Raw genomic sequence first — 9,512 nt, 5'->3', positions numbered from 1 at the left:
ACTGTCTGGCCGCGATCCCTTGCTGCGCCTCACTCTGGCGGTGCGAGACTGTGGGTCTTGGCCGGAAGCAGATGGTCAGCTTCTGAAAACAAGATCCAAGATCGAGCTTTCGGGGCGCACTCGTCTGACAGCTGATGTCGGCGACGCATCGGCCGTCGGGATGATCCGGGCATCGCCCTTGTCCTCGGCCCTGGCCGTTCTTGCTCTCTTTGCTAGTACCTTGCTGGCGGGCTCACGAGCTGGTTCCACCATTACAGGGGAGCACGCTTTATGCTGAGTTCCTCAGCCAGTTCCGGCCGGAGATCCGGCACACCTTCTCGCGGAGAAGCTCTTCGTATTCGGCCTGGTACTCGCGCATCCGGGCTTCAATGGCTGCTGTCAGTCCTGACGGGTATGGCTCTCCGAGGTCGAGAGGATCGGTCGTCGTGATCCCGGCCGAGTGCAGTGTTCCGATGAAGGTGATTGCACAGCACCATCGAGAGCGCACTATGCGAATCGGTTACTCCATCAACCGCCCGCTTGTCTCGGAGGTGATCATGGCCAAACGTCCCGGCAACAACGCCCCACCCAGCAAGACGCGTCCGCGCCCGACCGCAGCCGGCCGCCGGCCATCAGCGTCCACCACGCGCAGCAAGCCCGCGACTGCGAGCCGGAAGGCTGCCGCAGCCCCCGCGGCTGTGCCGAGTGCCCGTAGCGCCACCACAGCCGCCCGGAGCAAGACGAGCACGGCGGCTCCGTCGCGCACCGGCAAGCCTGCTGCGCCAAAGGCACGGGCTGCTCGCAAGGGGGCCGTGAAGACGCCCGCACGCGGGTCACGCCCGGCGACGGCAGAGCGCAAGCCAGCCTCTGCGGCCGGTGCCAAGAAGGCCGCTCCCCCCGCCAGCCGGCGCAGCGCGGCACCCCGAGCGGCGGCAGCCGGCAAGGCCACTGGCAAGAGTACCGCGCGCGGCACTCGCACCACCGCCACTCCCACCAAGCAGACCAGGAAGCCAGCCGCGGCGCCGGCGCGGCGGGCCGCTCCAGCGCCCAGCAGCACCAGGACGAAGACACAAAAGGCTAGCTCCCGGCCCGGCGCAGCCAAGGCCAAGACGCCGGGCCGCACTGCCTTGGGGGCGAAGGGGACAACCAAGACCGCCACCCGCAGTCCTCGCGCTGCAGCAACATCGGGGCGGCGACCCGCTCAACCTGCAGCCGCGTCCAGCAAGCGAGCGTCCTCGGCTGCCAGTTCGGCCCGAGCAACGAAGTCGTCCGCGCCGCGAGGCGCTGCGGCGAAGCCCAAAGTGCAGGCCCGGGCCTCCTCAGCCGCTAAGGGCAGGGCAACACCGGCCAGCACCCGCACGGCGCGACCTTCTGTCGCCCCGGTGAAGTCCTCGGCTCAGCGCACGACAAAGGCTCAGCCAGCGGCACGGAGGAAGGTGCCCGACGCTGCCACTTCGAGCCCGGTGCCGTCCGAACAGGCCACCACTTCGCAGGCGGCAGCGCCCGCTGCGGCCCGTCGCCCACGGCGTGCCCGGTCCGCACCCGAGAGGGATCAGAGCAACGGCGGCAGTGGCCCGGGGCACTCCCCTGATCCCGCCGCGCCGCCGCATGAAGGAAATGAGCCGCAGGCCGAGACGGCGATGTCCCTTCCCGCTGCGATGGCCGGCGCGGGTGCCGCCATGATGGCAACAATGGCCGCGCCCGTCGCCGCAGCCGTCGGTACGGCCATGGCCGCGACTGCGATGGCGACGGGCCTCAACGCTGCAGCCGGGCTCTCGCAGAACCTGACGAACGACAGTTCGAACCCTGACGCCGATGCAGCACCCAAGGATGAGCCACCGGCACGTGAACCGGATACGACACCACTACCCGCCGGCCCGAACGACCTCGCCTGACCCCTGGCAGAGCGCGGAGGCAGCCATGGCTTGCCCAGACGCTGCCTCCGTACCTGCGTTACGTGGATCCGGCGAGCAGGCGCGGAACGCGAGTTGGCGTCCAAGACCACTTAATCCAGCTCCGTGATGATCGCGGCTGGCAGGATCGGAATGCGTTTGGACACATGTTTCAACGCAACAAACCTAACGCGCCCTGGTCCAGGCGCAGCACATCGTCGTGGCGCTGCTTTGGCCCAGGTTCAGGCTCTCAACTGACCTGCTCGGTAGGCTGCCGATCAGGAAGGAAGAGGTTGGAACCGGTGTCGTCGATCTTGTCCTGCCGGGTTGGCGAGCCGATGCTTGCGCAAACGGTTTGGAGAATGTCCATGAAGCGGTTGGCTGTCTTGGCCGGGATGCTCATCCTCACAACACCGGTGTTAGCCGAGGTGACCGGCTTTGAAGTGACGGAGGACGCGCCAGCCTTCGCCGGACGCTCCTTCGGCGAGGCGGGTGAGTATCGTCGCATCACCGGCCGTGCGACCATTGCCCTGGATCCAGCCGATCCGCGCAACGCAGTCATTGCCGATATCGACCTGGCGCCGCGCAACGCGGCGGGACGGGTCGAGGCCATTGCCGACGTGGCGATCCTTCGCCCGGCTGATCCGGCGCGGGGAAGCGGAACCCTTCTCCTGGACGTGCCGAACCGCGGCCGGAAGCTCGCGCCGCAGCTCTTCGACGACGCAGCCCAGCCCGGCGCGAACAATGCGGCTACCGCAGAGGATGCGGGCATTGGTTTTCTGGCCGGACGCGGCACCACCATGGTCTGGGTGGGCTGGCAGTCCGATATCCCCTCCATCCCAGGCCAACTCGCCCTGGCCGCGCCCGTGCTGCGCGGCGTCCGTGGTCCGGTGCGGGAGGAGTTCGTCTTCGACAACTCTCGCAATCCCGCCACCGTCACCCTTGCCTGGCCACTCGCCGACACGGCGAGCCTGAAGGTCACCGTGCGCCAGGCCTGGTCGGACCCGCGTCAGACGCCGGAAGGCCTGTCGGTCCGGGCAGTGGACGAGAAGCGCGTCGAAGTGTCCCGCCCGGCCCAGGGCTTCGATGCGGGCGCGCTCTATGAGGTGACCTATACCGGCCGCGACCCGGCGGTGCTGGGCGTGGGCTTCGCCGCCGTGCGGGACGTGGCCTCCTTTCTCCGCCGGGACGGCTCGCCCGCCAATCCGCTGGCAAAGGCCGGCCGGACCACGGTGCACAGGACGATCGGCTTCGGCGTTTCCCAGTCCGGCCGCTTCCTGCGGGACTTCCTCCACCTCGGCTTCAACGAGGATACACAGGGCCGGGTCGTCTTCGACGGATTGATGCCACATGTGGCTGGCGCTCGGCGCATGGCAACGAACGTCCGGTTCGGCCAGCCCGGCCGGAACGCCCGCCACCCGCAGGATCCGGCCTGGCAGGCCGACACCTTCCCCTTCACCTACGGGGTTCTGGAGGACCCGCTCTCCGGCCGGCGTGACGGGTTGCTGCTGCGCTGCCGCCTTTCCTCCACCTGCCCGAAGGTGATGCAGAGCGATAGCGAGCACGAGTGGTGGGCCTCGCGCGCCTCGCTCCTCGTGACCGATACAGCGGGGCACCACATCGATCTGCCGCCGGACGTGCGCGCTTATCTGATCGCGGGCACCCCGCACTTCGAGGCGCCGGGCGGCACGACAGGACGGATTGAAGCCGCTTCCTTGCCGACCAATCCGATGCATGCGGGTCCGCCCATGCGCGCGCTCCTGGCAGCGATGGAAAGCTGGCTGGCCGACGGACGTGAGCCGCCCTCGAGCCGCGTTCCCATGCGCTCCCATGGCACGCTGGTGGCGGCGGCCGCCGCGATGCCCGCGCCAATCCCAGGCCTTCCCTATGCCGGCATCCACACCTCCGCTGCCTACTCCGACCAAGCCGTGCTGCCGCCGCAGGAGATCGGGCGCTATCCCGTCTTTGTCCCGCGGCTCGATGGCGATGGAATGAGCATCGCGGGCGTGCGGGCCCTGCAACTGGCCGCGCCGCGCGCCAGCTACACCGGATGGAACCCGCGGGCGAACGGCTTCAGCCCAATGACGCTCTACCCTCTGCAGGGGGCGGTGGTACCTTTCGCCGCGACGAAGGAGGCCCGGATGGCGGCGGGCGACCCACGCCCCTCTGTCGCGGAGCGCTACGCGGACGATGGCGCCTACGCCGCCGCCGTGCGCGCAGCGGCGGCTGATGCGGTGGCAGAGCGGCTGCTGCTGCCAGCAGATGCCGAAGCTCTCATCGCGCGGGCCGAGAATGGACGAATGGCGCAGCTGCGTTAAGCAATGGGCGGCTTTGCGTCCACGTCGGTCATAGGCTGGGCCCGTCCGACTTCCTGAGAGCAGACATCAGTGGACATACCCCAGAATAGGTGAAAGCTCTCTGGGTGACGTTTGCGGTGAGGCCTGCGAGGGTGCGGTGCATCAGCCAAAAAACGACTGTTCATTGGGCCGAAGCGGCACGTGTCTTGGCCCGACAGCACAAGGATATACCGCTACGTGCCACTGATCAGTCGAGCGATATGTTCGACTGACGCGCCACCTCGGTCCACTTCGCAAGCTCGGCTGCGATGAAGCGGCCGAACTCCTCCGGGGAGGAGACGGCCGGCTCGGCGCCGAGCTCGGCGACGCGGGACGCGATCTCCGGGCCTTCCATGGCCTGGCGCACGGCCGCGTTCAGCGTGGCGATCACCGCGGGCGGCGTGCGCGCAGGCGCCAGCAGCCCGGCCCAGCCCACTGCTTCGTAGCCCGGCACGCCGGCCTCGGCCGCGGTTGGCACGTCGGGAAGCTGCGGCAGGCGCTGGGCAGAGGCAACCGCCAGCGGCACCGCCTTGCCTTCTCGGATCTGCGGCAGGGAGGAGGAAAGGCTATCCGACATAAGTGGGATGTTGCCGGCGATGAGGTCCGACAGCGCCTGGCCGCTCCCCCGGTACGGCACATGGTTCAGTCGGATCCCGGCCATGGAGGCGAGCAGCTCCATCGCCATGTGCTGCGAGGAGGCGGTGCCGCCGGAGCCGTAGTCGAGCTCCCCTGGTCTCGCCTTTGCCCGGTCCACCATGTCCTTCAGCGTGCGGATGCCGGAGTTCGGCCCTGCGACAAAGACGAGCGGCAGGTCGACCACGCGGGCGACCGGCGCGAAGTCGCGCAGCGTATCGTAGCTGAGCTTCTTGCTGACCGCCGGAAGGACGGAAATCGGCCCGATCGAGCCCATCAGCAGCGTATAGCCATCCGCCTCCGATCGGGCGGCCGCCTCCATGCCGATGGCACCGCCTCCACCCGGCCTGTTCTCCACGATGGCGCGGGCCGGCCACATCGGGGTCAGCCGATCCACCAGCAGGCGGGCGGTGATGTCGGTGCCCTGGCCCGGCGGGAAGGGCACGATGAAGCGCACGACCTTGGCCGGATAGGGACGGGCTTCCTGCGCGAGGATGGGCCTGCCTCCGAGGGTAGCGACGGCCAGCGGCAGCAGGCCGCGACGTGTGGTACAGATCATGTGCAGTTTCTCCTTGAGTGTGTTCAAGCCAGCGAGGTGCGGTGCAGCTTCATCCGGTAGGCAAAGCGACCGACCGGGTGCAGGCTGGCGGAGACCTCTAAGAGCCAGAGTGAGCATCACCATCGCCCCGAAAGGAACCACCTCTTGCGTGTGACTGAGATCCGCGAGCTGTCTGTCCCCCTGGAGGGCAACATCTCGAACGCCGTTGTGAACTTCGCCGAGCACACGGTTTCGCTCGTCGCGGTCCTCACTGACGTGGTGCGGGATGGGCGCCAAGTGATTGGACTGGCCTTCAACTCCATCGGCCGCTTCGCCCAGGGTGGCATCATACGGGACCGCGTGATCCCCCGCATGATGGCTGCCGGCACCGACGCGCTGCTGGACGCGGAAGGCAGCGGGTTCGACCCCGCCAAGGTGCTGGCCACCGCCATGCGCAACGAGAAGCCGGGGGGGCATGGCGACCGCGCCGGAGCCGTCGGCGCGCTGGAACTGGCCTTCTGGGACCTGAACGCAAAGCTGCGCGGTGAGCCCGCCTGGGTCACGATTGCGCGCCATTTCGGAACGACACCGCAGGAGGCCATGCCGGTCTATGCCGCCGGGGGCTACTACTACGGTACGGGCGGCGCAGGGCAGCTGCGGGACGAGTTGCTGCGCTACCGCGACATGGGCTTCGACGCCTACAAGATGAAGATCGGCGGGGCCTCGCTGGCCGACGATGTCCGGCGCATAGAGGAGGCGCTGACGGTGGCAGGCGACGGCAGTCGTCTGGCGGTGGATGCCAATGGCCGCTTCGGCTTCGACGAGGCCATCGCCTACGCCGACGCGATCCGCCCCTTTGGCCTGCGCTGGTATGAGGAGATTGGCGACCCCCTGGACTACGACCTCAACCGCCGCGTGGCGGAGTGCTACGACGGGCCGATCGCGACAGGGGAGAACCTCTTCTCCGCCGTCGATACACGCAATCTGCTACGCCACGGCGGCATGCGCCCAGGGCGGGACGTGTTCCAAATGGATGCGGGGATCAGTTACGGGCTGGTCGAGTACGGGCGCATGATCGCCCTGATGGAGGAGCACGGCTTCGACCGCCGCTTCGCCTTCCCTCACGGCGGGCACATGATCAACCTGCACATCGTCGTTGGTATGGGACTGGGCGGCTGCGAGGCCTATCCGGGCGTGTTCCAGCCCTTCGGTGGCTACGCTGCGGAGTGTCGACTGGTCGGTTCCCGGGTGGTGCCGGGTGCCTCCCCCGGCTTTGGCCTGGAGGCGAAGGACGACCTGCGACCCGCCATCGCCCACTTGCTGAATTAAAATGTTAGCACAGCCTGCGATAGCGGCTTCCGTAGCAGGAAAGCTAGATGTGCTAACCGGCGCCGATCTGGTGGCTACGTATACGGACGGGCTGCGTTGCACGGAACAGCTTGGAGGCGCAGTCGGCTGGCGGTGGGTCCGGGATCACGCGAGCCGGACATACTCCGGCCGTCCGAGCTCGAGCATGCGATTCAGCGCACCAACAGCGATGGCCACTTCTGTCGCGCGGCGTGCGTCCGTGCGCGATCGCAGTGCGCCGCCAATGACCCGCTTGAAGCGCGCGATGTCTGCCTCAATTAAGGCACGCCAGTTATAGCCTAAAGCTTTCTGCCAGCCCATGCGGCCACGCTCGGCGATTATCCTGAGGTGCTGGTCGCGCTGAGTTGGTGCCGTTTCGGCCGTCGCACTTGGCACGGCGCTGGACCGGGGTGGCACGATCACGGCCGCCTCAGGGTGCCGTGCGGTGACCTCGCTGTAGACACCATCCTGGTCGTAGGCGCCATCGGCGGTGAACGAGGCGATCGGGTCCGCGACCTGATCGAGCAAGGGGCCGACCTGAGAGGCGTCGTCGACGTCGCTCGCGGTCAGTGCGGAGACGACGATCCTTCCGGGGTCGGCATCGACACCGATGTGTAGTTTGCGCCATGACCGGCGCGTCCTGCTCCCGTGCTTCTCGACCAGCCACTCGCCAGGCCCGCACAGCTGCAGCCCCGTGCTGTCGACGATGAGGTGCACGGGGCGGGTTCCAGAGTGGGGCTGGGGCACCTCCAATGTCTCGGCCCGGCGGCTGAGAGTACTATGGTCCGGCACGGCCAAATCGAGACTGAGCAGGGACAGAATGGAGCCGATCAAGCCCTCGGTCTGGCGGAGAGCCAGACGGAACACCGCGCGCAAGGTCAGGGCCGTGTTGATCGCCAGGGCCGAATAGCGCGGCTGCCCGCCGCGCGTGGCCCGCGGCTCAGCCTTCCACGCCGTGATCGCCGCTTCCGTGAACCAGACCGTCAGACTACCGCGCCCGCGCAGGGCGGCGTCGTACTCACGCCAGTTCGTCGCCCGGAAGCGCTGCTTCGGAATGCGGTGACGCCGGTCGGCATTCGCCTTGAAAGGCAAGCTCGGCTCCCCTTGAGGATGGCAGGGCATCGTCCTCTCCGATCTTAGCTCGAGTGGATCGCCAAGCCGACCGGTGCAACACACCCACCTTTATCCGCACGAACCAACGTACGGCTTAAGGCCCGCTTCCGTGTCCACCGCGGAACACACGCAGCTCACTTCCACCGCATCCTGACCGAGTTCGCGGCTGCGAGCAGCGCCGCTGTCAGATGGTTTCATGAACATCTTCGCTAAGGAGCTGGCTCCATGACCCAAACTACTCTGGACAATGAGGAAGCGGTGGCGATCATCACGCTCCACAACCCACCGCAGAACCGGCTTTCAGCGGAGATGCTCACCGAATTCGACATAGCGCTTGATGCCGTCAGTTCGAGCGAAGTACGCGCGCTGGTTCTGCGTGCCGATGGGACGGATTTCTCTTTCGGTGGGGATATTTTGCCTTGGCCGAAGATGACGCAGCGCGAACGTCGTACACTGTTCGAGCGCTATCTCGCCGCGTGCAACCGGTTCGAGAGACTCTCAATACCGACCGTGGGGCTTGTGCAGGGTCTATGTTTCGGAGGCGGTTCGGAGCTGGCGCTGCGTGCAGATGTCGTCTTTGCCGGAGAAACGGCACGTTTCGGTCACTCTGAACAGAGCATCGCCATCGTCACGCTGCTGGGCGGGATCCACCGGGTCGCAGAGCGAGCCGGGCGATCTAAGGCCTTCGAATGGGCTCTTACCTCGCAACAAGTGCCTGCGCAGGAAATGGCCCACCACGGCGTCATCAATCGCGTACTCCCTGATGCTGAGCTTCTGGCTGAGGGTATGGCTTTCGCCGTCAAAGCTGCCGCCGGTCCGATGCTGGCGCATGCCGCGCATAAGGCATTGCTGCGTGCATGGGTGTCTGGCGGTACGACCGTAGCGGACGAGGCGCTTATGGACATAGCCATGCCGCTATTCGAAAGCGCGGACACCCGCATGGCAATCCCTGCAGCAGTTGATGTAATGGCAAAGGGCTGTGGTCGGCCCCAGTTCAATTTCAAAGGTAAGTAGGAACGCGCCGGGGCGGTAAGTACCCAGTCGCCCCTGCATACAACATAGAGAAGCATTGTGATGCATCGGTCGGCCTGACGGTCTGGGCAGGTTAGAAGCCTGATGAGGCGGCGGCCCGTCATCCTCCAAGTGAGCGCAGCTTGCCGCTCAAGGCGAACGCCGACCGTCGCCGGCACATTCCGGAGCATCGGTTCCGGTCCACGAACTGGGCGGAGTACGATGCCGCTCTCCGCGGCTGTGGCAGTCTGACCCTTTGGTTCACGGAGGCGGCGATTACGGCCTGAAAAACCGAGCCGCGGACTACGCGGGGCGGACAGCCGTGGTAATCGCAGCTGGCCATCTCCAAGGCCCTGACGCTTCGAGCCGTATTTCGGCCTGGCCTTGCGTCAGACCGAAGGCCTTATCGACTCCATCATCGCCCTGCTCGATCTCGACCTGCCCGTACCGGACCACACGGCCCTCAGCCGCCGGGCCAAAAACGCTCGAGTTGCCGCGAACTCGCCCTAAGACACGTCCCGTGCGCCTGCTGGTGGACTGCACGGGGTTGCGGCTGTGTGGCCTGGGCGAGTGGCTTGTCGAGAAGCATCGGAGCAGGGCATGCCGGTCGTGGCGCAAGCTGCACATCGGTGTGGATGCCGACACCAGGCGGATCGTCGCTCC

General features: G+C 66.9%; 10 protein-coding genes. 6 read left to right on the top strand and 4 right to left on the bottom strand.

From position 1 onward, the window contains the following. Positions 1 to 277 (top strand): hypothetical protein (locus D9599_RS31785; protein ID WP_232481091.1); only part of this gene is annotated, 277 nt, incomplete at its 5' end. Positions 278 to 499: 222 nt separating this feature from the next. On the opposite strand, the gene D9599_RS29440 is transcribed toward D9599_RS31785, so the two are convergent. Next, positions 500 to 1,138 carry a hypothetical protein gene (locus D9599_RS29440; protein WP_198384901.1) on the bottom strand — a complete coding sequence of 213 codons (639 nt, stop codon included), beginning with the start codon at positions 1,136 to 1,138 and terminating at the stop codon, positions 500 to 502. A 481-nt stretch (positions 1,139 to 1,619) separates the two neighbouring features. Here D9599_RS29440 and D9599_RS29435 point away from each other — a divergent pair, with 481 nt between their 5' ends. Next, the gene (locus D9599_RS29435) at positions 1,620 to 1,874 is read left to right on the top strand and encodes a hypothetical protein (protein ID WP_198384900.1); all 255 of its coding nucleotides are present in this window, start codon (positions 1,620 to 1,622) and stop codon (positions 1,872 to 1,874) included. 247 nt (positions 1,875 to 2,121) lie between these two features. Here the strand turns inward: D9599_RS29435 and D9599_RS29430 are convergent, their stop codons facing one another. After that, entirely contained in the window at positions 2,122 to 2,274 is a 153-nt protein-coding gene (locus D9599_RS29430) for a hypothetical protein (protein WP_198384899.1), read from the bottom strand. A 25-nt stretch (positions 2,275 to 2,299) separates the two neighbouring features. Here D9599_RS29430 and D9599_RS29425 point away from each other — a divergent pair, with 25 nt between their 5' ends. Next, on the top strand, positions 2,300 to 4,189 hold the full coding sequence (locus D9599_RS29425; RefSeq protein WP_198384898.1) for an alpha/beta hydrolase domain-containing protein: 1,890 nt from the start codon (positions 2,300 to 2,302) through the stop codon (positions 4,187 to 4,189). A gap of 226 nt (positions 4,190 to 4,415) precedes the next feature. On the opposite strand, the gene D9599_RS29420 is transcribed toward D9599_RS29425, so the two are convergent. Further along, complete coding sequence (locus D9599_RS29420) at positions 4,416 to 5,399, bottom strand: tripartite tricarboxylate transporter substrate binding protein (RefSeq protein WP_198384897.1); 984 nt, start codon at positions 5,397 to 5,399, stop codon at positions 4,416 to 4,418. Between the two features lie 150 nt (positions 5,400 to 5,549). Here D9599_RS29420 and D9599_RS29415 point away from each other — a divergent pair, with 150 nt between their 5' ends. Beyond that, positions 5,550 to 6,707, top strand: a complete 1,158-nt coding sequence (locus tag D9599_RS29415) for an enolase C-terminal domain-like protein (protein ID WP_309228760.1) — start codon at positions 5,550 to 5,552, stop codon at positions 6,705 to 6,707. Positions 6,708 to 6,851: 144 nt separating this feature from the next. Here the strand turns inward: D9599_RS29415 and D9599_RS29410 are convergent, their stop codons facing one another. Next, the gene (locus D9599_RS29410; protein WP_198384895.1) at positions 6,852 to 7,817 is read right to left on the bottom strand and encodes an IS5 family transposase; all 966 of its coding nucleotides are present in this window, start codon (positions 7,815 to 7,817) and stop codon (positions 6,852 to 6,854) included. Between the two features lie 246 nt (positions 7,818 to 8,063). On the opposite strand from D9599_RS29410, the gene D9599_RS29405 reads away from it, so the two are divergent. Further along, complete coding sequence (locus tag D9599_RS29405; protein ID WP_198384894.1) at positions 8,064 to 8,852, top strand: enoyl-CoA hydratase/isomerase family protein; 789 nt, start codon at positions 8,064 to 8,066, stop codon at positions 8,850 to 8,852. Positions 8,853 to 9,233: 381 nt separating this feature from the next. Then, positions 9,234 to 9,359: a transposase gene (locus D9599_RS32635; protein WP_198384893.1), complete on the top strand. Its 126-nt coding sequence runs from the start codon at positions 9,234 to 9,236 to the stop codon at positions 9,357 to 9,359. Positions 9,360 to 9,512 lie beyond the last annotated feature (153 nt).

The sequence above is a fragment of the Roseomonas sp. KE2513 genome (assembly GCF_016107305.1).
Lineage (GTDB): Bacteria > Pseudomonadota > Alphaproteobacteria > Acetobacterales > Acetobacteraceae > Roseomonas.
The sequence above is the reverse complement of the archived record's forward strand: the minus strand, read 5'-3'. Positions and strand labels throughout refer to the sequence as shown.

What these genes read in the sequence shown, in the direction of transcription:
- D9599_RS29435 (WP_198384900.1), top strand. Translation starts at nt 1,620, where the DNA reads ATGTCCCTTCCCGCTGCGATGGCCGGCGCGGGTGCCGCCATGATGGCA.
- D9599_RS29430 (WP_198384899.1), bottom strand. Translation starts at nt 2,274, where the DNA reads ATGAGCATCCCGGCCAAGACAGCCAACCGCTTCATGGACATTCTCCAA.
- D9599_RS29420 (WP_198384897.1), bottom strand. Translation starts at nt 5,399, where the DNA reads ATGATCTGTACCACACGTCGCGGCCTGCTGCCGCTGGCCGTCGCTACC.
- D9599_RS29405 (WP_198384894.1), top strand. Translation starts at nt 8,064, where the DNA reads ATGACCCAAACTACTCTGGACAATGAGGAAGCGGTGGCGATCATCACG.